Annotated in this window: 21 protein-coding genes; 10 read left to right on the top strand and 11 right to left on the bottom strand. The window is 52.2% G+C overall.

Annotation, left to right across the window (positions count from 1 at the left end):
- Positions 1–49 precede the first annotated feature (49 nt).
- Positions 50–2,509, bottom strand: coding sequence for a DUF1549 and DUF1553 domain-containing protein (locus ACO0LH_RS14655; protein WP_422941843.1), 2,460 nt, complete (start codon positions 2,507–2,509; stop codon positions 50–52).
- Positions 2,510–2,845: 336 nt separating this feature from the next.
- Positions 2,846–5,683, bottom strand: a complete 2,838-nt coding sequence (locus ACO0LH_RS14650; RefSeq protein ID WP_422941842.1) for a TonB-dependent receptor domain-containing protein — start codon at positions 5,681–5,683, stop codon at positions 2,846–2,848.
- Between the two features lie 529 nt (positions 5,684–6,212).
- Between ACO0LH_RS14650 and ACO0LH_RS14645 the strand changes: the two genes are divergently transcribed.
- The 10 genes from ACO0LH_RS14645 to ACO0LH_RS14600 all read left to right on the top strand — a co-directional run bounded on the left by ACO0LH_RS14645 (position 6,213) and on the right by ACO0LH_RS14600 (position 14,048).
- Positions 6,213–6,728: a rhodanese-like domain-containing protein gene (locus ACO0LH_RS14645; RefSeq protein ID WP_422941841.1), complete on the top strand. Its 516-nt coding sequence runs from the start codon at positions 6,213–6,215 to the stop codon at positions 6,726–6,728.
- A gap of 31 nt (positions 6,729–6,759) precedes the next feature.
- On the top strand, positions 6,760–7,068 hold the full coding sequence (locus ACO0LH_RS14640; protein WP_422941840.1) for a cytochrome b/b6 domain-containing protein: 309 nt from the start codon (positions 6,760–6,762) through the stop codon (positions 7,066–7,068).
- 80 nt (positions 7,069–7,148) lie between these two features.
- The gene (locus tag ACO0LH_RS14635) at positions 7,149–7,544 is read left to right on the top strand and encodes a cytochrome b/b6 domain-containing protein (protein ID WP_422941839.1); all 396 of its coding nucleotides are present in this window, start codon (positions 7,149–7,151) and stop codon (positions 7,542–7,544) included.
- Positions 7,545–7,562: 18 nt separating this feature from the next.
- Positions 7,563–7,853: a hypothetical protein gene (locus ACO0LH_RS14630; RefSeq protein ID WP_422941838.1), complete on the top strand. Its 291-nt coding sequence runs from the start codon at positions 7,563–7,565 to the stop codon at positions 7,851–7,853.
- A 26-nt stretch (positions 7,854–7,879) separates the two neighbouring features.
- Positions 7,880–8,674, top strand: coding sequence for a TonB family protein (locus ACO0LH_RS14625; protein WP_422941837.1), 795 nt, complete (start codon positions 7,880–7,882; stop codon positions 8,672–8,674).
- Positions 8,675–8,686: 12 nt separating this feature from the next.
- Positions 8,687–9,418, top strand: a complete 732-nt coding sequence (locus ACO0LH_RS14620; protein ID WP_422941836.1) for a MotA/TolQ/ExbB proton channel family protein — start codon at positions 8,687–8,689, stop codon at positions 9,416–9,418.
- Positions 9,418–9,831 carry an ExbD/TolR family protein gene (locus ACO0LH_RS14615; RefSeq protein WP_422941835.1) on the top strand — a complete coding sequence of 138 codons (414 nt, stop codon included), beginning with the start codon at positions 9,418–9,420 and terminating at the stop codon, positions 9,829–9,831. The genes ACO0LH_RS14620 and ACO0LH_RS14615 overlap by 1 nt, the downstream gene beginning before the upstream one ends.
- Positions 9,832–9,921: 90 nt before the next feature.
- A complete protein-coding gene (locus tag ACO0LH_RS14610) occupies positions 9,922–10,935 on the top strand; it encodes a sulfate ABC transporter substrate-binding protein (RefSeq protein WP_422941957.1) in 1,014 nt (337 codons plus the stop codon).
- A gap of 31 nt (positions 10,936–10,966) precedes the next feature.
- Positions 10,967–12,439: an MBL fold metallo-hydrolase gene (locus ACO0LH_RS14605; RefSeq protein WP_422941834.1), complete on the top strand. Its 1,473-nt coding sequence runs from the start codon at positions 10,967–10,969 to the stop codon at positions 12,437–12,439.
- A gap of 181 nt (positions 12,440–12,620) precedes the next feature.
- Positions 12,621–14,048: a sulfatase-like hydrolase/transferase gene (locus ACO0LH_RS14600; protein WP_422941833.1), complete on the top strand. Its 1,428-nt coding sequence runs from the start codon at positions 12,621–12,623 to the stop codon at positions 14,046–14,048.
- A 38-nt stretch (positions 14,049–14,086) separates the two neighbouring features.
- On the opposite strand, the gene ACO0LH_RS14595 is transcribed toward ACO0LH_RS14600, so the two are convergent.
- The 9 genes from ACO0LH_RS14595 to ccmA form a co-directional block, all read right to left on the bottom strand.
- Positions 14,087–14,830 carry a tetratricopeptide repeat protein gene (locus ACO0LH_RS14595; protein ID WP_422941832.1) on the bottom strand — a complete coding sequence of 248 codons (744 nt, stop codon included), beginning with the start codon at positions 14,828–14,830 and terminating at the stop codon, positions 14,087–14,089.
- Positions 14,827–15,294 (bottom strand): cytochrome c-type biogenesis protein, encoded by a 468-nt coding sequence (locus ACO0LH_RS14590; RefSeq protein ID WP_422941831.1) that lies wholly within the window; start codon positions 15,292–15,294, stop codon positions 14,827–14,829. Before ACO0LH_RS14590 ends, ACO0LH_RS14595 begins: the two co-directional genes overlap by 4 nt.
- A gap of 4 nt (positions 15,295–15,298) precedes the next feature.
- The gene (locus tag ACO0LH_RS14585) at positions 15,299–15,826 is read right to left on the bottom strand and encodes a DsbE family thiol:disulfide interchange protein (protein WP_422941830.1); all 528 of its coding nucleotides are present in this window, start codon (positions 15,824–15,826) and stop codon (positions 15,299–15,301) included.
- Positions 15,823–17,808, bottom strand: a complete 1,986-nt coding sequence (locus tag ACO0LH_RS14580; RefSeq protein WP_422941829.1) for a heme lyase CcmF/NrfE family subunit — start codon at positions 17,806–17,808, stop codon at positions 15,823–15,825. Before ACO0LH_RS14580 ends, ACO0LH_RS14585 begins: the two co-directional genes overlap by 4 nt.
- Complete coding sequence (gene ccmE / locus ACO0LH_RS14575) at positions 17,805–18,251, bottom strand: cytochrome c maturation protein CcmE (protein ID WP_422941828.1); 447 nt, start codon at positions 18,249–18,251, stop codon at positions 17,805–17,807. The genes ACO0LH_RS14580 and ccmE overlap by 4 nt, the downstream gene beginning before the upstream one ends.
- Positions 18,248–18,436, bottom strand: coding sequence for a heme exporter protein CcmD (ccmD, locus tag ACO0LH_RS14570; RefSeq protein ID WP_422941827.1), 189 nt, complete (start codon positions 18,434–18,436; stop codon positions 18,248–18,250). The genes ccmE and ccmD overlap by 4 nt, the downstream gene beginning before the upstream one ends.
- Positions 18,433–19,212 carry a heme ABC transporter permease CcmC gene (gene ccmC / locus ACO0LH_RS14565; protein WP_422941826.1) on the bottom strand — a complete coding sequence of 260 codons (780 nt, stop codon included), beginning with the start codon at positions 19,210–19,212 and terminating at the stop codon, positions 18,433–18,435. The genes ccmD and ccmC overlap by 4 nt, the downstream gene beginning before the upstream one ends.
- Before the next feature lie 254 nt (positions 19,213–19,466).
- Positions 19,467–20,135: a heme exporter protein CcmB gene (gene ccmB, locus ACO0LH_RS14560; RefSeq protein WP_422941825.1), complete on the bottom strand. Its 669-nt coding sequence runs from the start codon at positions 20,133–20,135 to the stop codon at positions 19,467–19,469.
- The gene (gene ccmA, locus ACO0LH_RS14555; protein ID WP_422941824.1) at positions 20,129–20,824 is read right to left on the bottom strand and encodes a cytochrome c biogenesis heme-transporting ATPase CcmA; all 696 of its coding nucleotides are present in this window, start codon (positions 20,822–20,824) and stop codon (positions 20,129–20,131) included. Before ccmA ends, ccmB begins: the two co-directional genes overlap by 7 nt.
- Positions 20,825–20,944 lie beyond the last annotated feature (120 nt).

Raw genomic sequence — 20,944 nt, 5'->3', positions numbered from 1 at the left:
GTTTGCGTAAGTTTTGCGTAATTTTTGAATGCTCTTTATTCATCCGGCTTCAGAACCGATAACTGAATTCATTCGAATTCGCCGCCGCATGGACCAGACTGAGGAAGGCAGCTGCTCTTGCCTTATTCAATTTCTGTGCGTCATCCTTGGCAGCCTGCGGACTATTGCTGTCGGCATCGTCTTCGCTTTGCGCAGATTTTGGTTTGGCCTGCTTTTGTTTTTCCAAAAATTCCAGGAAGGCGATTTTTTCAAAACGGTCTGCGGAACGTCCATAAGCAGTTTTATAAAGCTTGTCGATGTTGTTTCTCAGTTCAGGCGACTCGCCAAAACCTTCTGGCACACCTACTTTCTTGCCATCAGCAAGCTGCTTTTTGGCGATTTTTTCTTGACTGTCGAGGAAACTCAGCAAAGTCGCTTTCTCGGTTTTATCCGGTAAGCGGGCATACAGGATCTGGTACAAACGATCGATTTGTGCAGATTCATTATTGCCAGCCTCACGCAAGACCCTGCCTGCCAGCGCCTGAGACCACTGAAACACCAGGTCACTATTGATCAGTGCCAATGCCTGCGGTGCGGTCGTGGTCACGTCACGTTTGCTGTGTACCAGTTGCGGATTGGCCATATCAAAGGTTTCGAGCAGCGGATAAGGAATATTCCTGCGGGTGAACACATAGACACTGCGACGGTGGTAGTCATGCGGGTCGGTCGAGGTAAGCCAGGCATTGCCGGCATTGAAGTTGCTCGGTACAGGTGGCAATACCGATGGCCCGCCCAGCTTTTCTTCCAGCAGGTCGGAAGCAAGCAATAAGGAGTCACGTATCTGTTCTGCATCCAGGCGCAATCTTGGGAAGGACGCCAGCAACTTGTTGCTCGGATCGGTTACCTTGGTGTCTTCGCGTTCAGCAGATGACTGACGATACACATTGGACAGCAGGATCTGGCGCTGCAATTTCTTGACGCTCCAGCCTTCCTTGATGAAATTGCTGGCCAGATAATCCAGCAATTCAGGATGGCTGGGCTTGGTTCCCATCTTGCCAAAATCACTGACGGATTCAACAATGCCACGGCCAAAATACTGCGCCCAGACACGGTTCACAAAGACACGCGCAGGCAAAGGATTGGTCGTACTGGTCAGCCAGTTTGCCAATGCGCTACGACGGCCGGACGAGGTGACAGTCGGCACGATATTCGGTTTTTCGCTGGTCAGCAGTGACAGGAAGGCCGGCTGTACTTCTTCGAGATGTCTGTCATAGATGCCATTCGCCAGCACATAGGTCGGCGGAGCCTCTGCATGACCAAGCTCAGTCATCGCCGAGATATAACCAGGATGCTTGGGTTTGATGTTATCGAACTTTTTCAGTTCAGCTTCAAGCTTCTGGTATTTCTCGTAACCGTCTTTGTCCTTGGTCTTAAGCTGGTTAACAGCATTGCGGGTGCGCCCCTGCATGGTCCACAGGTTGCGGTGATAAATCCAGCGGTCATAAGCAGTACGTTCACTCTCCGGCTTGGTGATCGATTCGCGCGTGGCCGGTACAAAGCCCAACAGACGGTCAGCTTCTGCCTTGTCGATGATGGGACGTATCAGGTTCTCCTGCTTGTCGTGGATGTCCTTGGTCGCCGCTTCCCACTTCGCCAGTTTCAGTTCATATTCTTCCTTTTGCTTGCCGGTCGCAGCGATGATGTCGTCGCTGGCACTGGCATTCACAAAGAAGGATTGCAACTGGTAATATTCTTTTTGCGAAATCTTGTCGAACTTGTGATTGTGGCAGGCAGCGCAACCAACCGTGGTTGCGAGGAAGACCGAGCCAACGGTATCAGTCAGGTCAGTCGCAATTTCCACCTGTTTGAGATTAAGGTCACGGGCATTGACTTCGTCAGGATAATTGCGCAGGAAGCCCGTGGCAATCAGGGCCTCCTGGTTGCCGGGGAATAATTCATCGCCTGCCAGTTGTTCCTGTATGAAGCGGTCATAAGGCTTGTCTTCATTAAATGCCTTGATCACATAGTCACGATAACGCCAGACGTTTGGACGCGTACCATCGGCGTTAAAACCGTCACTGTCAGCATAACGGGTCAGGTCCAGCCAGCGGCGGCCCCAGCGTTCACCATAACGGTTTGATGCCAATAACCTGTCCACCAGTTTTTCATAGGCCTTGGAGGATTTGTCGCTGGCGAAAGCCTGTACTTCTTCAGGCGTGGGTATGACACCCCAGGTATCCAGCGTGGCACGACGGATGAAGCTTGCCCTGTCGGCATCAGGTGATGGCTTGATGCCCTTGGCCTCCAGCTGGGCCAGGATGAACGTATCGACCGGGGTATGTACCCAGCTTTTTTGCTTGACTACCGGCAGCTCCGGATTTTTCAAAGGCTGGTAAGCCCAGCCCTGGGCAACAGCTGCCTGGGTCTTGGTCTTGATCTCGGTAATGGCTTTGCCTTCTTCTGCGGCACTGAGACTGATGGCAGTACCAGACAATGCCAGTACGATGGCAAGTGCAAGTGGCTTATACATGGCGGCTTCCCTGCTGATGGTCAGTTTTATTCATGAAAACGCTCCCTGAGAATAATGAGTAAACAACGATTTTCACTATCAATAGCAACTATCGCGCCATCATCAAAGACAACTTTAGATGAAACATAAGTCATTGATAAATATGGTATTTTTAAAAAACGTCAGAACATGGAAAAATTTATCGCTGCTTATTTTTCAAACATCGGTGAGATGTTCTGCTGATTTAAAACCAAGCACCTGCCGCAATCTGCTTCAAGTCCAACAGGGGCCGTTTTATCGGCGCAAAATGCAAAACCCCAGGCTTAAACCTGGGGTTTTGTGTTCTGCGGAATTAAATTAAAGCTTGCCGCTTAGGGTAATGCCTATCCAGCGTGGCACTGCTGGCGTAATGCTATTCCAGGTCTTCAGCAAAGGTGTATTGTCATTGAAGGCATTCTTGACCACCAGGCTCAGGTCATACGACTGATTGCGGCTGCCTATGCCGATGGCGATATCGGTGATGCTTTTTGCCGCTACCCAGCCATAGTCGGACAAGGCATTATCCGAGTTATATTTGCTGCTATACAGGGTATTCGTACTGGCATGGAATTCCCTGTTGCCGAAAATCGGCAGGCGGTAATCTATGCCCACGTTGAAGCTGAATTTCGCAGCACCTGGCAAAGCCTGGCCCGACACATCACGATACGGTGCTGCCCCACTATAGCCATTTTCGACTGGCTGGGCAGAGTTGGCGAAGCTCTTATAGCGCGCATCATTATAAGCACCGGCGAAACGAATCTGGGTATTTGGCAAGCCGCTGTACACACCATCGACTTCCAGCCCCTGCGCCCTGACCTTGGGGACATTACCGGTGGCAGAGGTGTAGTAGCTCGTACCATCATTGTTCAGATTGGTGGTATAGACATCCAGCACACGCACGGCTTGCTGATAGTCCTTGATATCCATGACGAACAAGGCAGCATTCAAAATCAGCTTGTTGTCGAGCAGGGCAGATTTCAGGCCAAGTTCAAATGCACTGGTTTTTTCAGCCCTGACCAGATTGGACACGCCATTGGTGACCTGGGATATGCCTGCCTTTTCACCATATTGCCACGATGCATAGCTGGTGACATTATCGTTAATCTTGTAGGAAGGACTGATCACGAAAGCTGGCAAGCCACCTTTGAAAGCTTCGGCCTCTACCGGATTAAATACCACGCCTATCTGCGACTGGCGTATGGCCTTGGCAGCGGCAACCTGGGCTTTCTGTGTTGCACTGAGATTGTTGTAGGCAGTCCCTGCCGCTCCAGAAATCGTGCTACCGAAATACTTGTTGGCAGCCACATCAGCCAGGGCCAGCTGGCTGGCCGTATTGCCTGCATTCAGCAGCCCCGCACTGTTCGACGAGAAGCCACCCAGTTGCACGCCATTGACAGCGACCGGGTTTAATTCAGCTGCATTGCCATAGTCTTTCAGCAGGGTACTGGCAACGTTTTTCCGGTTTTCATAGGTATAGCGGGCACCGGTGGTCAGCGTGAAATCATCGCTTAAATGCCAGTCAGCCTGGGCAAATGCGGCAGCGCTCTTATTGCGGATCTTTTGCAGGCCAGCCGGGCTGTTAAAGGACATGGACAAAGAATCCAGTGAATTTTGCATGAGATAGCGGCCAGCAGCGTCCTTGTCCAGCGTGCTGTACTGGCTGGCCGAGGCGAACCAGGCACCGGCATCATTGCCCCATTGGCGGCGATAGTCAGCGCTATTGTTCACGTCCAGAAAGAACAAACCGGTCTGGTAATCAACTTTGCCACCAGGTTGCGAGGTAAGACGGATTTCCTGGCTGGCCTGGCGATAATCATTCCAGAACCCGCCTGAGTTACGGTAGATATCAAATGGCGTACCCTCATCATTGACCGCATTGAAGTGATAGTCTTTGTAGGCTGTAATGGAAGTCAGGGTATGCGTACCGAGGTTCCAGTTCAATTCAGCTGATGCCCCGTTGCTGCCTGAAACCAGCGGGCGCTGATAATCATTGTTGACGGCATTCTGCCCGCCGCCGTTGAGGTAATCATTCAGGTAAGTGTAACTGGCTTGCTGCGTGAACCAGCGACGTCCCAGACGTACGCTGGCATCTGTGGTCAGTGTATTCACGCTGCCGTTTGCATAGGTCGTCGGCGTAGGGGTATTAATGGTGCGCCCATTGGTGGTCTCGCCAGCACGTGGCTGGGCATCAAAAGCAATGCGGGCGCTGAAGTCCTTGGTCGGTGTCAGCAGGAACTGTACGCGGCCAGAAACCCTGTCCTTGTTCGTATAGGTAATGTCCTTGTTGTACAGGTTTGCGATGTCACCAGCGCCTTTGCTCACGCTCAGGGTACCGCGCCATGCCAGCAAATCATCAATGATGGGGCCACCGGCAGAGAAGCGCCCCTGCACCGTATCATTCTGCCCGAAGGTCAGTGAATAGCTGGCATCAGGTGTAAACGACGGGCGTCGTGTCGTCACATTGATGACACCCACACTGGTATTCTTGCCCAGCAAAGTACCTTGTGGGCCACGCGTCACCTCGACTGCATCGACATCGGTAAAATCATAACTGGATGACAGTGCGTTATAGGCGTAATTGACGCCATCAACGATCAGACCGACACTGGGGTCTTGCGCCTCCGTCTGGCCCTGCTTGCCTATGCCGCGTATGGACAGGCTGCTGGTGCGCTGGTTGCCCTGGTTCCACGATACATTCGACACACGCTGGGCGATTGCACCGATATCCGTGGCTTGCAACCTGTCCAGTTCCTTACCGGTCACGACAGAAACGGAAAGAGGCACATCCTGCAAACGCTCTATGCGGTTACGGCTGCGTACGGTCACTGCGCCCAGGGTATCGACTTCTTCCGGTTCGGTACCCTTGACTGGCTGGACTGTGGTGCCAGCAGGTGCAGCACCAGGCTGCGTACCGGCGCTTGGCGCAGTGGGTGCAGCAGGCGTATTGCTGATGGCTTGTTTCGCGATAATCTCCTTGAGACGGGCTATTTCTGCCTGCAATTCGGCAACGCTGGGGCCATCTGCTGCATGCAGACTGCCCGATGCCAGCAAGGCTGCACCGGCCAGTACACTGGCAATCGGCGAACGGCGAAATGGCACGAGGCCGCGACGGAGAGAAAAAAAAGATGGCGTTCGACCTGCCTGGTGATGACTCATGCGTGTGTGCTCCTGAAGCAATTGAAGGAAAGTGTTTGCCTTCCTACCGCAAAGAGCGTGCCACGCTATTCATCAGTTCTTAAATTAGCTAAAAAATTCTTAGCCAATGTTTCTCATCCCTTTATAAAACAAGGCTCTCAGCCATTTTTTCCTGAATTTCCATTTCTCCAAAATTCATCCATCGCCGCTCTCTCTCCCATGTTGAATACCAGTCATCTGCCAGCGACATGAATCAAATTTGCTGCGGATACAGCAGAAAATTTGCTGCATATCAGGCATGCCATCGCATATGCATATTCCGGTTGCTGCTGGCACCTGAACAGCCTGCGCTGGGCGTACTGCTGGATATGCATCAGTGTGTGTTGCCTAAGCAACTTGCGCCATCCCTTCCGACCTCGCTGACAGAGCCATACTAATACAGAACAGGGCTGGCATAGTAGTTGCACAGTATGGCAAGAACTATTGTTTTCACTTGCCCCGCTCTTGTTAAGCTCTTGCTACTTTTTACTTCACACATTGAAAGTCCAACATGATCCAACGTAAAAACCTCATCGCCCTTTTCCTCAGCGTTGCTGCCGCAACTGCAATGGCCCAACAGGCAGCGACACCGATTGCCGGTGCCGCTCCTGCACAGGAATGGAAATACAAAACCAAACGCCTGGAACGCAACGAAGTGGATGCCCTGCTGGCCAAGCCTGAGAAACTGGTCGTCATTGATGTGCGTCGCCCTGATGAATTAACGGCCAAGGGCAGCTTTCCCGTGTATTTGAATATCCAGAACAAGGAGCTGGAAAAAAGCCTGGCTTACATACCAAAAGACCGGGTGATACTGACTGTATCCAATCACGCCGTACGTGCAGGTGCGGCCGGTGATCTGCTTGCATCCAAAGGCTTTATTGTTGCAGGCGCCACCGGCTCTGAAGACTATGAATCACAGGGCGGCACCATCACGAAAGTAGCAGTGCCACCGCCACGCAATGCCGCCAATACGACCAATGCAGCGACGGCAACCGTCGCCACTGCGGCAGTGAAAAAAGACTGGTAATTGGATCGACGATTACAGGAACGACCACAGCATGCCCTCATCTATTACTTCCGCCAGCTCTGCCAACCCGGCTACCTCTGTGAATACCATCAATACTGAGATCAATGCAGTGAGCAGCCATAAAAAGCGCATCCTGCTATGGGATTTGCCATTGCGCCTGTTTCACTGGTTGCTGGTGCTGGCCATCACCACCGCCACCGTCACCGGCTTTGTCGGCGGCAACTGGATGAATCTGCATGCCAAGGCTGGACTGGCTATTGTGGGATTGCTGAGCTTTCGGCTGGCATGGGGATTTGTCGGTACATCCTATGTACGCTTCAGTAATTTTTTCCGTCTGTAAAAAAAATTCGCCTGTTTTTTTCTGGTCTATGGACAGAACCTGGTCATAACCCGATAGGTGCCATTTCGGTATTTGCATTATTGCTGGCTGCTGCCGTACAGGCCGGAACCGGCTTGTTCAGCAACAACGATATTGATTTTACCGGCCCTCTCTTTTCGAGCGTCAGTGAAAAAACAGCGGCCTTGCTGACGAACTTTCATAAGCAAAGTATTTATGTCTTGCTGGCGCTGATCGATTTGCATGTCCTCGCGATTTTCTGGTACGTACGTATCAAGAAACAGAATCTGCTCAAGCCCATGCTGACAGGCTGGAAAGAAGTCGACCAGGAAGTCAAACCAGCTGCGCCTGGCAAGACAAGATGGCTGGCGCTCACCGTGTCACTGATACTGGCGGGACTGGCGGTTTATGTGGTCAATGGCGCGCATCTTTCACACGCAACGGCTCAGGAAACAGCACAGAAAAAACCGGCCTGGTGAGTGCATTCTTGTGAATGTATGTTTCAAAGAAAGCTGCTGGAAGAGGCAGCTTTTTTATTGAAAAACCGCATTTACTTATTCAATTTTTCGGACGCAGATGCACATATTTCAATTGTCATGCATCAGCATCAGCAGGCTGTTGAAATTGCAGCAGCTCTTAAGGATTGCATAGCTGCATTACCAGCATTGCCATCTAAAAACAGGCCAAATTTTCAGCAAATTGACTGGCACACTTCGTGCAATGTCCATTGTAAATCCTGTAGAAATTTTGCCTGTAGTGCATATGCAAAAACCGCGCATTCCAGGTGATTTCTCTTCCATAGAAAGGTGAAAACATGACTAGCATGACTTTTGAAAGCAGTGACTTTTTCTTGCGTAAATCTGCCGCAAGAAGATCGACACGGCCAGCACCCAAAGTAAAGGTAGCGCGAGAATTACCACCCGCGCAGGCCAGCGTTGCGCTACCTGCACAAGATAAATCTGGCGGGTTTCGCTGGAGCCTGAATGCACTGATCCTGGCGGTCGCCGGCATACATCTGGCCTTGGTATATGGCCTGCATCAACCCATCAATGTTACACCGGTAGAAAAGGCGAAAATAGTACCGCTCAGTATAGAAATTGCATCTCCACCTGCGAAGGAATTACCACCGCCACCGCCGCCACCTGAAATCAAACCAAAATTGCAACCGCAGATCAAACCGCAGCTTGCCCAGGTACGGACACCAGCACCAGATAAGCTCCCCGTGGTGAATACACCAGTTGAAAGTGCGCCCAGTACAAATACTGTGGCCGTTGCAGTGGCAGCCCCACCAGCGCCTCCGGCCCCGCCTGCACCAGCACCGGTGGAAACAGTGACAGAGCCAAAAGGCTACGCAGGTTATCTGCAAAACCCTGCACCGAATTACCCTCCGGTAGCGCAACGCCGTGGACTGGAAGGCCAGGTCACACTGAAAGTGCATGTGCTTGCCAGCGGGCATCCTGACAATATCCAGATCGCCAAATCCAGCAGTCACCAGATACTCGACGAAGCAGCCATCAAGGCTGTCACGTCCTGGGTTTTCCAGCCTGCAAAACGCGGGCAAACGCCAATAGATGGCTGGGTCCATGTTCCCCTTATTTTTAAACTGTAAAGAGATCTCATCATGAATGACACCTATTTAAATCTTATCGTCCAAGCGTCCCTGTATGCCTTGCTGCTGTTCTCGGTCATCACCTGGATACTGATCTTTGCCAAAGCTGTGCAGCACTGGCGTTTATCCAAGCAGGATAAATTGTTTGCCAAAAAATTCTGGAGTGCCACGAGTCTCGACGCTGCCACGACCATCGCCAATGAAGCCAGCCCGAAATCCCGTCTGGCACAAGTGGGCTTTGGCGCCCTGTATGTGAATGAAAAAAATGGTGGGGGACATGATCTCGAACATAGCTGGGACAGACAGGAATTGCTCGAACGCCATTTGCGCCAGCAAATCCAGAAAGAATACCAGTCACTGGAAAGTGGCCTGGCAGTGCTGGCATCCATAGGCAGTACCGCTCCTTTCGTCGGCTTGTTTGGCACTGTATTCGGCATTATTCATGCGCTCAGTGCCATAGGTAAAAATGCTTCAGCAAGCATCGATGTAGTTGCAGGTCCGATAGGTGAAGCACTGGTCGCCACTGGCGTAGGCATCGCGGTTGCCGTGCCTGCTGTGCTTGCCTACAATTTTTATATACGCCGCCTCAAGGTAACAGCAGCAGAACTCGACAGTTATGCAACTGACTTCGTGAACCTGGCACAGAAGAACGCTTTCCGTGTGAGCAAGTCTGCCAGCAAGGCTGTTGAAGCCAACAAAGTTTCACCAAGCCATGATCTTCCCGTTGCAGGAGCACTCGCATAATGGCCTTCTCCACTGGAAATGATCGCGGCGATGTCGTCAGCGAAATCAATATCACGCCGCTGGTGGATGTGATGCTGGTGCTGCTGGTGACCTTCATCATCACCGCACCCTTGCTCAACAACGCCGTGCGCATCAACCTGCCCAAGACCGCAGCGACCTCGACACCTGACAATACCAGGTCAGTCACTGTCAGCATCGATGCGGCCAACAAGATATTTATCGACAAGCGTGAAATTGCACAGGATGCGCTGGAAGCAGAATTGAAATCACAAGTCAGCAGCAGCCCTGACCTGGCACTCAGCCTGCAAGCGGATGAAGGTGTGCCTTATCGCTCGGTCGCCAAAGTCATGGCGACCATACAAAAATCTGGTGTCAGCAAGCTGTCTGTGTTGACTGCCCCCACTGGCGGTTAGGTTCGCCCCTGTTTTCAATATTCATTTTACATAAACATATATAGACATACCTCAACATACATTGACAACGATTAGAAAGGATTTTCCATGCTGTTCAAGAAATTGGCGATCTCTGCCTTGATACTGGGTACGCTCGCGCAAGCCGCTACGGCCGCTGATATCACCATACTCAACGTATCGTATGACCCTACCCGTGAGCTGTATCAGGATATCAATCAGGCTTTTGCCAAACAGTGGAAGGCAAAGAATGGCGACACACTGACATTCAAACAATCTCACGGTGGCTCAGGCAAGCAGGCCCGCACAGTGATTGATGGGCTGGATGCCGATGTGGTGACACTGGCCCTGGCCTATGACACCGACGCCATCGCTGAAGCAGGTTTGCTGGACAAGGCCTGGCAAAAACGTTTGCCGCACAATGCCTCACCTTACACGTCCACCATCGTCTTTTTGGTACGCAAGGGCAATCCAAAAGGGATCAAGGATTGGGCTGACATTGCCAAACCAGGGGTATCTGTCATCACGGCCAATCCGAAGACATCAGGCGGCGCACGCTGGGCTTACCTGGCAGCCTGGGGCTATGCATTGAAACAACCGGGCGGCTCTGAAGCAGTGGCCAAAGACTATGTACAGAAAGTGTATAGAAATGTACCGGTACTTGATTCTGGCGCGCGTGGTTCAACCGTCACCTTTGCTGAGCGCGGTATTGGCGACGTCTTGCTGTCATGGGAAAACGAAGCGCACCTGGCACTAAAAGAATTTGGTGCAGACAAATTCGAGATCATCACACCATCCATCAGCGTGCTGGCAGAACCTCCAGTGGCCGTAGTAGACAAGGTGGTGGACAAACATGGCACGCGCAAAGTAGCGGAAGCCTATCTGAATTATTTATATACGGATGAAGCCCAGGACATCATAGGCAAAAATTACTATCGCCCGACGACTGACAAAGCCCTAAAAAAATATGCATCTACCTTTGCCAAAGTCAAACTGTTCGGCATAGACGACACCTTTGGTGGCTGGACAAAAACCCAAAAAACCCATTTCGCTGACGGCGGTGTGTTTGACCAGATTTATCAACCGGTCAAAGTCAGCCAAAACTAAGACATCGCCAATAAAACAATAGGGGAGCAATATGCATAAAACACCAATCACGACGCCACGGCTACTATTGCAACTACTGCCACTGCTACCGCTGACCTTGCTGGCAGGCCAGGCACAGGCTGCCAGTTTGCAAGCCGCGGCAGATGCACTCAATGCGGGCAATACAGCGTCTGTCACTATCGCAGGAACAGGAAAATGGTTTCAGTTTGGCCAGGCACCGGCACCAAGCCTGGCGTGGCCGGAATTTGATGTCAGCAACTACAAGACCGCCATCAACTATGACAAGGCCGCAGCCCGCGTCCAGATCACACGCATACAAACCGTTGATCCCAAACGCGAACGCCCGACAGCAGTCGAACAAAAGCCAGATCAGTACGTCAGCGGTGTACAGGCCTGGAATGCCAGCGTAGCGGCCAATGGCACGAGCACTTATAGCCAGCAACGTGCCAGCCTGGAAGAGCGGCGCGCTGAAATCTGGTCGACGCCACATGGCTTCATCAAGGCAGCACTGGCCAATAATGCGACATCCAAACCATTGAAAACGGGCGTAGAAGTCAGCTTCAATGCAGATGGCAAGTATCGCTATGTCGGCTTTATCAACAAGAATAACCAGCTAGAGCAGGTAAAGACCTGGATAGACAATCCGGTGCTGGGTGATACCGAGTTGCTGACAAAATTCAGCCAGTACAAGGATTTTGGCGGACAGCCATATCCGGCGCACATCGTTCGCAGTCTAGGTGGTCACCCGGTTCTGGATCTTCAGGTAGCTGAACTGCAAGTGAACGCACCGGTAGACATTGCCACACCTGCGGAAGTCAGCAGCGCAGCAGCACCTGCCATCACGGTTACCTCGACCAAACTGGCTGAGGGAGTGTATCACCTGACTGGCGGCACGCATAACAGTGTTGCCATCGAACAGGCTGATCACATCGTCATCGTTGAAGCCCCGCTCAGTGAAGAAAGGTCGCTGGCCGTGATTGCCAAAGCCAAGGAAATCATACCCGGAAAACCGATCAAATATCTGATCAATACGCATGCGCATTTTGATCATTCCGGCGGCTTGCGTACCTATGTCGATGAAGGCGCGATTATCGTTACCCATCAGGTCAATCAGGCTTACTACCAGAAAATCTGGGCGAATCAGCATAAGCTGAACCCTGACCGTCTGGCTCTATCCAGGTCCAGGGCGCGTTTTGATACCTTTAAGACCAAGCATGTACTGGGTGATGGCAAGCGGTCGATAGAAATTTATCCTATTGCTGGCAATACCCACAACGATGCGTTTGCCCTGGTATATCTGCCAGCAGAGAAAATCCTGGTCGAAGCCGATGCCTTTAATCCACCAGCCGCGAATGCCGCAGCAGTGGTACCAGCCAACCCTTATTCGGTCAATCTGTATGACAACCTGAAAAAACTGAAACTGGATGTCGACCAGATTGCCGGCCTGCATGGCCCCAAGGCCGTAAAGCTGGCGGATTTGCAGACGTATATTGGCGTCAACTGAAAATATTCATGTCTAAAAAAAACCGGGATGCAGCCCTGCATTCCCGGTTTTTTTGTATCTGTCGACACCATCACCTCAAACTGCATGAGCTTATGCAAAGATATTCTTGCCAGACTGTGCAATTGGCAGCGTCTTAAAAACTACAATGCTTGCATCGCTTTTTTTATTCCCTACATCTATCATGCATTTCAATAAAAAACGCCGGCAAATGCTGGGCAGCATTTCTGCACTCTCCTTAAGTTCTTTCATTAGCGCCAGTGACACTGCCAATGCTGCAACAAATGTGGGTGATACCAAAAAGCCGAATATCATTTTTATCCTGGCAGACGACCTGGGCTATGCAGATCTGGGTGTTTACGGGCAGACTGATTACCAGACACCGCAGCTTGATCAACTGGCCAGACAGGGATTGCGCTTTACCCAGGCTTATGCCAATTCGGCAGTATGCTCGGCCACGCGTTTTGGTTTGATTACCGGACGCTACCAATACCGTTTGCGCGGCGGGCTGGAAGAGCCTATTGCCGGCGCATCAGATACCATAGGCTTGCCGCCCGAACACCCTACCCTGCCATCGCTATTGAAAAAACAGTCATACACAACGGCCCTGTTTGGTAAATGGCATCTGGGCTTCCTGCCCAAATTCAGCCCTTTGAAAAGTGGTTATGATATTTTCTTCGGCAATTATGGCGGAGCGATTGATTATTTTACCCATAAAACCGGTGTAGGCCCGGAGGCAAAAGATGGCCTGTTTGAAGGAGAAGTGCCGGTCAACAAGGTCGGTTACTACACAGATTTGCTGGCAGACCGCGCAATAGCCTACCTGAAGCAGCAAAGCGCAGCCCAGCCTTTTTTCCTGTCTCTGCATTTCACGGCACCCCACTGGCCCTGGGAAGCACCGGAAGATGAAGCGGTATCGCGCGATATCAAGGCCCTGTATCACCTCGATGGCGGCAGCCTGGAAACCTATGGCAAGATGGTCAACTCGCTGGATACCGCCATAGGCCGGGTGTTAAAGAGCCTGGATGAGCAGGGCTTGACTGATAACACCATCGTTATCTTCACGAGTGACAATGGTGGTGAACGTTTTTCAAAAACCTGGCCACTGAGCGGGCAAAAGACAGAATTGCTGGAAGGTGGCATACGTGTGCCCGCCATTGTGCGCTGGCCGGCAAAAATCAAGCCCGCACAGGTCAGCAAGCAGGTTGCCATCAGCATGGACTGGCTACCCACTTTGCTGGCAGCCGCAGGTGGCGCACCCGACCCCGCCTATCCCAGCGATGGTGAAAATCTATTGCCTGTGATACTGGGCACGCAAGAGACGCGTGCCCGCAAACTATACTGGCGCTATAAGGCGAATAAACAAAAAGCTGTTCGCTCCGGTGACTGGAAATACCTGAAAATTGCAGACAATGAATTTTTGTTTGATGTGGCGCGTGACCCGCGCGAGAGGGCCAATCTGGCACAGAAAAATCCACAGGTATTCGCCAGCCTGAAGCAGGACTGGGAAGACTGGAACGCGCATATGCTGCCCATCACCAAAGATGTCAGAACCCATGCTGTCGATGGCAAATCACAGGCGGACAAATACCGTGCATTACAGGATGAGTAAGCTGAAACCAGTTCTGCGTCCCTGATATTTCTTATGTATCAGGGGCTTTTAGTTTTTTGCGCAGCCAGCTTTTCGGCCTTGCTGATGCTGGCGGCAATCGAGATCGCCATTTCGTCTTCTGGCGGTACCTGTACCAGGATTTTCTTCCATGCACTGACAGCGGTGAGATAGTCCTGCCTTTCAAAGGCAGCGCTACCCAATAAGGCCAGCGCCTGTATATGCCCGGGTTTGACGACCAGCGCTCGTTGCAGCAATTGCTCGGGCTCGCCAGATAAATTCTGCTCCCTGCTCATGGCCAAGCTTACTGCATAATCAGTGAGCACGTCGGCATCATCAGGGCGCAGGCGCAACAATTGCTGGTAGGCCTTTACAGCGAGATCAAAGCGGCGCAGGGTTTCGTATGAACGGGCCAGACGACGCCAGCCTTCAATATCGTCAGGCTGTTTTTGCAAGCGTGCGGCCAGGCCATCGACCATGGCAATGATCTGCTTCTGTCCTATACCGGGCGTGGTCGGCACAGCTTTCACGTCCTGATCAAATTGAGGTTGGGTAATGGCATGCACATTACCCAGGAATGCATATAAGAGTCCCGAAGCAAGCAGGGCAATCACCAGCAAGCCGGAAACCTGAAACGGTGACAAGCGTTTCGACGGCACTGTACTTGCAGCAGGGCCATTAACACTATCGACATGACTGAGCAACAATACCCGTAAAGGCAAAGCACTCGCCAATAGTGTCACAAGCAGGCACAGAAAGAAAAACGAAGTCATCATCATGCTCATAGCAGGGGTTCTGGAAAATACTGTTCGGCTGTTTTCGTTTCAGTTTTCTCATTTTGGCGGTGAGCAGATTTGATGCGTGCAAACACAAAGATCAGCGCAGCCAGCAACAAAAAATAAGGCCCTGTCCATAGCAGCAAGGTCTGGTAATTGACTGGCGGGCGGTAATGCACAAAATCACCATAGCGTGTCACCAGAAAATTCGTGATCTCTTTTTCATTTTGTCCCTGCTGGAATTTTTCACGGATTTGCTGTTTCAAGTTCACCGCCAGCTCGGCATGGGAATCAGCCAGGGTCTGGTTCTGGCACACCAGGCAGCGCAGCTCTTCTGCCAGTTTCTGTACGCGCTGATCAATACTGCGCGCCGCGATACCATTGGCAGCGTCGCCAGCATGGCCAGCAGCCGAGAACACCATAAAGCTGATAGCCAGCATCCATCGTATAAGCGTGGTGATAACTTGAGTCATAGTCTTATTGCTCATGTTGCAGTTGATCAATCAAAGGTTGCAGCTTGCCAAACACGACCTGTTCAGTCAGCGGCCCCACGTATTTGTAGCGAACCAGGCCGTGGCTGTCGATGACAAAGGTCTCGGGTACACCCACCACGCCATAGTCAACGCCGGCACGGCCATCAATGTCTTGTACTGATAATTGATAGGGATTACCAAAATCGCTGAGCCAGCGTCTGGCGTCTTCTGCCTTGTCCATATAATCAAGCCCGATGACAGGCGCAGACAGCTGACTGGCGAACTTCAACAGCACCGGATGCTCATGCCGGCATGATTCACACCATGAAGCCCACACGTTCAATAACCACACCTTGCCCTTCAGGCTTGATGCCTGGAACTGTGCTTTCTGCTCAACTTGCGGCAACGAAAAATCAGGTGCCGGCTTACCTATCAGGGCAGATGGCAACTCATCGTGCTTCAGTAGCAGACCAGCGGCAAGAAATGCCAGCAATGCAAGGAAAATGATGAGTGGCAGGGTGTAGCGTTTCATGCGGCCTCCGCCGTCTGGAGAGCCTGCGTAGTCGCCGGTACTTGTTGTGATGCCGGCGCAGTGCTGCGGCGATGACGGCGCTCCAGCGCTGCCAGCAAACCACCCAGCGCAATCGCCAGGCAGCCCGTCCAGATCCAGCTCATGAAAGGCTTTACCTGCACCCTGACCATCCAGCCCTGGTCTTTGCTGGCTTCACCAAGGGAAACATAGACATCCCTGAGCCAGCCACGATCTATCGCCGCCTCAGTCATCGGCATATTTTGCGCGGTATAGATGCGGCGCTCAGGCTTCAGCTCAAAACTTGATTGTGCGTTGTTGATGACAAAATACCCCCTGGCAGCGATGTAGTTGGGGCCATCTATTTTTTCCAGTGACTTGAACGTGATGTCATAGCCTGCCAGCACGATATGCTCACCAGGCCGCAGGTGATAGTCTTCGCTGGTTTCCAGGCTCTTCACAGCGCTAACACCAATGGTGAAAAGGGCGACGCCAGCATGTGCAATGACCATGCCCCAAAAACTGAGGGAAGGAGAGCGCAGGCTTTGCCACCATGCCGCGTCACCGGCGGGTTGATATACCCGCTTCCACAATTGGCCTGCGGTAGCCAACAATATCCAGATTGCCAGACCTGTGCCGAGTCCAAACATGAAGCTGTAATGATAAGCCAACCATGTCGCCGCCAGTAAGGCGAGCAGCAAGGCCATCAGTAAAAACCTGTCCAGGGTTTTCAGTCTGGCCTGCTTCCAGGCGAGGTAGGGTGCCAGCGCCATCAGGAACAGGACCGGCAAAAACAGGGGCACGAAGGTCGCTTCAAAGTAAGGCGGCCCCACCGAAATACGCCCGAGTTGCAGGGCTTCCAGAAACAAGGGATACAGCGTACCGAGCAACACCGTAGCAGCAACGACCAGCAGCAATACATTATTCAAGAGCAGTGCCGTTTCTTTTGAAACAGGTGCGAACACAGTATTGGAACGAATTGCCGGTGCACGCCACGCATACAGGCTTAGTGCACCACCACTGACAATGGCCAGAAAAACCAGAATAAACAGGCCGCGACTGGGGTCGGATGCAAAAGCATGTACCGAAGTCAGCACGCCAGAGCGCACCAGGAAAGTACCCAGCAAAGAGAGCGAGAACGCCAGAATGGCCAGCAGCACAGTCCAGCTTTTGAAACTATCGCGTTTTTCATTGACGATCAGCGAATGCAGCAAGGCAGTACCTACCAGCCAGGGCATGAAAGAGGCGTCTTCTACCGCGTCCCAAAACCACCAGCCGCCCCAGCCCAGTTCATAATATGCCCAGAAACTGCCCATGAAGATACCCAGGGTCAGAAAAGTCCAGGCCGTTAACGTCCATGGGCGAACCTGGCGAGCCCACGACCGTTCGACTTTCCCTTCTATCAGCGCTACTACTGCAAAGGCAAAGGCGACGGAAAATCCCACATATCCCATGTACAGCAAGGGCGGGTGGACGATCATGCCCGGGTCTTGCAGCAAAGGATTCAGGTCACGCCCTTCTGCCAGCGACGGGAAGACTCGCGTAAAAGGGTTGGAGGTAAACAGGATAAAACTTAAAAACCCCAGGCTGATCGCCCCCATCAGCGCCAATACCCTGGCCAGGAAAATTTCAGGTAATTCACGGCCTCGCCATGCAACAGCCACACCCCAGCCAGCCAGTATCAAGACCCATAAGAGCAACGAACCTTCATGCCCCCCCCAGCTCGCGGCTATTTTATAGAACAGTGGCAAGCGGGTATTGGAATGCGCAGCAATATAGCTGACGGAAAAATCATCTGCGACAAAGCCAGCAATGAGGATGCCAAAAGACAGCAGCATCAAAAAGAATTGTGAAGCCGCCAGTGGCCGCGCCAGCGTTATCCAGGCAATCTGCTGCCTTGTTATGCCTTGCCAGGGGACAAGAATTTGCAATACCGAAAACACCAGCGCCAGTATCAGGGCGAAATGCCCGAGTTCCATGATCATGGCAAAGACACTCCAGACCTTGCCTGTGCCTTGTCTATCGCATATTTGGCATCTGGAGGCATATAGTTTTCATCATGCTTGGCCAGCACTTGTTCGGCAATGAAAACACCGGCCTGCGCCAGCTTGCCCTGTGCAACTACGCCTTTACCTTCCTTGAACAAATCCGGCAAGATACCGCGATATTGGACGGCCAGCGTATTGCGTGTGTCCGTCACCAGAAAGCGTACCGTGACGCCATCATCCAGTCTTTGCAGGCTGCCATTTTCAACCATGCCACCAACGCGAAAACTCTGCTTCAACGGCGCTTCACCAGCGCTGATTTGGGTCGGAGTAAAAAAGAACACCAGGTTTTTCTGAAATGCATTCAGAATAAAGAAACTCGCCAGCGCCAGCAGTGACAGGCTGGCCGCCACCAGTATCAATCGTTTGTGTCGTGCTTTCATGGCGGTCCGCTTTCTGCGGGATGGTATTGCCGTTCTTGCCTCAGTTCACGCAACAGCTTTTTACTTGCCAGTTTCAAACTGAATAACTCCAGGGCGAGCGCTGCAAAAAACACCAGCACGGCACCCCATACATAATAGGCATAGCCACCCATGGCGATGAAAGCTGACCAGCTTTGCCAGATCATGATTGCCCCCCTGTCGCAGCCTGAACCCAGACGGTATGTCTTTCCCTGTCAAGTATCAACAGACGCACGCGCCACAGCGCAATGGCGATGGCATATGTCCATAGCGCCAGCGTCATGATCAGCATGCCGCTGAGCATGATGCTGGCCATCTTGGGCGCGGCAGTCAGGCTGACCGAAGCACCCTGATGCAGGGTATTCCACCACTTCACGGAAAAATAGATGACGGGGATATTCACCACCCCTATCAGTGCCAGCACAGCACCGGCGCGATCGGCACGACGGGTATCATCAATCGCTGCCTGCAAAGCCATCAGGCCGAGATACAGGAACAGCAGAATCAGTTCAGAAGTCAGGCGCGCATCCCATACCCACCACGCACCCCAGGTTGGCCTGCCCCAGAACGCGCCTGTCCATAAAGCCAGGATAGTAAATATCGCGCCACCAGGCACAAGCGCCCTTGCCAGCATGGCGGCAAGGCGGGTATTGAATATGAGGCTGATAGCCGACCAGAAACTCACGGCCAGATAAATCAGCATGGACAGCCAGGCAGCTGGTACGTGTATGAAAATGATGCGGTAGGCATCGCCCTGTTGCTGATCAGTAGGGGCAAGCAAAAAGCCAATTACCAGGCCAGCCACTGTCAATACGGCGGCGATGGCAAACAGCCAGGGAATACATTTTCCGGCCACGCGATAAAAAACCGGTGGAGAGGCGAACGCAAACCAGCTGGCGCTTTTTACCGTACTTGGAAATTGATCCAGGCTCAGAGTTTTCATGCTATTGCCAGTTAGAAAGATGACTTGAAAATACGACAGAAAATTGCGAAAAAAATGCTCGCAGTCAAGCGAGCACAAATGAATCTTCAGAGATGTAAGACGATATGAATATACCGCCTGCGTTTAAAAAAGTATGCGAATTAATTCAGATATGAATATGCCCCTGCATGTTGCGAATACAGCAGACGCCAACGGTTAATGTTGAGAATTAAACTGCAAGAGCCCCGCTTCATCAACACGCGTATCTTGCTGGTTCAATCGAGCATGATGCGCAGGCTGTAACTGCTTGCCACGGGAGCAAGTACCAGCAGGGCTGTCAGCATGCCCGCCAGCACATACCAGTATGCCGAGATGTCGATACCTGCACCATGCGCCACCAGCGCACCGCTGCCAAATATCAGCACGGGTATGGTCAGCGGCAATACCAGCAGTGACAATAAAACGCCGCTGCCCCGCACGCCTAGCGTCAGCGCCGCCCCCATCGCACCAATGAGGCTGAGCACGGGCGTACCCAGCAAAAGACTGGTCAAAAGCACGCCTGTCGCATCGGCAGGCAAATCAAATTGCAGCGCCAGCAAGGGGGCCATGAATACCAGTGGTAAACCAGAGACGAGAAAGTGCGCCAGTATCTTGCCACTGACGATGACAACCAGCGGCTCGGCAGACAAGAGCATTTGCTCGAGCGTGCCATCAGCATAATCGCCGGCAAACAATCGCGGCGCAGCCAGCATGGATGACAATAAAGCCGCGACCCAGATGATGCCGGGCGCAATCGCCTGCAACAGGGTCTTGTCAGCACCGGTACCCAGAGGAAACAGGCTGACGATGAGGACAAAGAATATCATGGTGTTCAATACATCTGAACGACGTCGCCATGCCAGTTGCAAATCACGTCTCACCACTGCCAGAAACAGTTTCAGCATGGGCGTTCGCCCAACCATAACTCTTCATGTACGGGCGCATGCAATTCTATGTCCTGATGTGTGGTGTAGATCAGCATGCCGCCCTGTTGCAGGTGGGCATTCAGTATGGCGGTCAGGTCAGCAGTCGATTTTTGATCCAGTGCGCTGAAGGCTTCATCAAGTATCAGCAGTTGTGGCAGATCCGGCAGATACAGCCGGGCCAGTGCCAGACGCTTGCGCTGTCCTTGCGACAGCTGTCCCACCGGTAAGAGCGCTGCGTGCTTTAAGCCCATCGCATCCAGTGCCTTTACTGCCATCGCATGAGAACAAGGCTTGCCCGCCAGACTCGTGCTGAATGCCAGGTTTTCCCAGGCCAGCAAATCGTCCTTGATGCCATTTGCATGACCAAGAAAAAGCAGGTGCAGATGAAATTCTTCTCTCAACTTGTGCAGGGGCCTGCCTTGCCATAGAACAACACCTGCGACCGGACTAGCCAGGCCGCAGAGTAGGCGTAACAAACTCGATTTACCACTGCCATTGCTACCTCTGACATGCAGGGCATGGCCGGCATGCAGGCGGATGTTGATACCCGAAAACAGCTGGCGGCGCCCCTTCACACAAGCGAGCTGGCTTGCTTCAAATTGCATGCCCATGCGCGCGCCCGCAGTTAACTGCTGTTGACCATGGCCGGTTGCGGTTTGCACATGCATGCTTTTTTGCCCGTGAGGAGGTTGAGTGCGCAAGAATTTCTGTAAGAAGCAGATGCAGTATTTTTACAAACTGGAATAGCAGTTCGGGCATGTGTTGATCTTTATCAAAGAATTTTAACA

Source organism: Undibacterium sp. TJN19 (genome assembly GCF_049339485.1).
GTDB lineage: Bacteria > Pseudomonadota > Gammaproteobacteria > Burkholderiales > Burkholderiaceae_D > Undibacterium.
The sequence above is the reverse complement of the archived record's forward strand: the minus strand, read 5'-3'. Positions and strand labels throughout refer to the sequence as shown.

What these genes read in the sequence shown, in the direction of transcription:
- ACO0LH_RS14655 (WP_422941843.1), bottom strand. Translation starts at nt 2,509, where the DNA reads ATGTATAAGCCACTTGCACTTGCCATCGTACTGGCATTGTCTGGTACT.
- ACO0LH_RS14650 (WP_422941842.1), bottom strand. Translation starts at nt 5,683, where the DNA reads ATGAGTCATCACCAGGCAGGTCGAACGCCATCTTTTTTTTCTCTCCGT.
- ACO0LH_RS14645 (WP_422941841.1), top strand. Translation starts at nt 6,213, where the DNA reads ATGATCCAACGTAAAAACCTCATCGCCCTTTTCCTCAGCGTTGCTGCC.
- ACO0LH_RS14640 (WP_422941840.1), top strand. Translation starts at nt 6,760, where the DNA reads ATGCCCTCATCTATTACTTCCGCCAGCTCTGCCAACCCGGCTACCTCT.
- ACO0LH_RS14630 (WP_422941838.1), top strand. Translation starts at nt 7,563, where the DNA reads ATGTTTCAAAGAAAGCTGCTGGAAGAGGCAGCTTTTTTATTGAAAAAC.
- ACO0LH_RS14625 (WP_422941837.1), top strand. Translation starts at nt 7,880, where the DNA reads ATGACTAGCATGACTTTTGAAAGCAGTGACTTTTTCTTGCGTAAATCT.
- ACO0LH_RS14620 (WP_422941836.1), top strand. Translation starts at nt 8,687, where the DNA reads ATGAATGACACCTATTTAAATCTTATCGTCCAAGCGTCCCTGTATGCC.
- ACO0LH_RS14615 (WP_422941835.1), top strand. Translation starts at nt 9,418, where the DNA reads ATGGCCTTCTCCACTGGAAATGATCGCGGCGATGTCGTCAGCGAAATC.
- ACO0LH_RS14605 (WP_422941834.1), top strand. Translation starts at nt 10,967, where the DNA reads ATGCATAAAACACCAATCACGACGCCACGGCTACTATTGCAACTACTG.
- ACO0LH_RS14600 (WP_422941833.1), top strand. Translation starts at nt 12,621, where the DNA reads ATGCATTTCAATAAAAAACGCCGGCAAATGCTGGGCAGCATTTCTGCA.
- ACO0LH_RS14595 (WP_422941832.1), bottom strand. Translation starts at nt 14,830, where the DNA reads ATGAGCATGATGATGACTTCGTTTTTCTTTCTGTGCCTGCTTGTGACA.
- ACO0LH_RS14590 (WP_422941831.1), bottom strand. Translation starts at nt 15,294, where the DNA reads ATGACTCAAGTTATCACCACGCTTATACGATGGATGCTGGCTATCAGC.
- ACO0LH_RS14585 (WP_422941830.1), bottom strand. Translation starts at nt 15,826, where the DNA reads ATGAAACGCTACACCCTGCCACTCATCATTTTCCTTGCATTGCTGGCA.
- ACO0LH_RS14580 (WP_422941829.1), bottom strand. Translation starts at nt 17,808, where the DNA reads ATGATCATGGAACTCGGGCATTTCGCCCTGATACTGGCGCTGGTGTTT.
- ccmE (WP_422941828.1), bottom strand. Translation starts at nt 18,251, where the DNA reads ATGAAAGCACGACACAAACGATTGATACTGGTGGCGGCCAGCCTGTCA.
- ccmD (WP_422941827.1), bottom strand. Translation starts at nt 18,436, where the DNA reads ATGATCTGGCAAAGCTGGTCAGCTTTCATCGCCATGGGTGGCTATGCC.
- ccmC (WP_422941826.1), bottom strand. Translation starts at nt 19,212, where the DNA reads ATGAAAACTCTGAGCCTGGATCAATTTCCAAGTACGGTAAAAAGCGCC.
- ccmB (WP_422941825.1), bottom strand. Translation starts at nt 20,135, where the DNA reads ATGCTGAAACTGTTTCTGGCAGTGGTGAGACGTGATTTGCAACTGGCA.
- ccmA (WP_422941824.1), bottom strand. Translation starts at nt 20,824, where the DNA reads ATGCATGTGCAAACCGCAACCGGCCATGGTCAACAGCAGTTAACTGCG.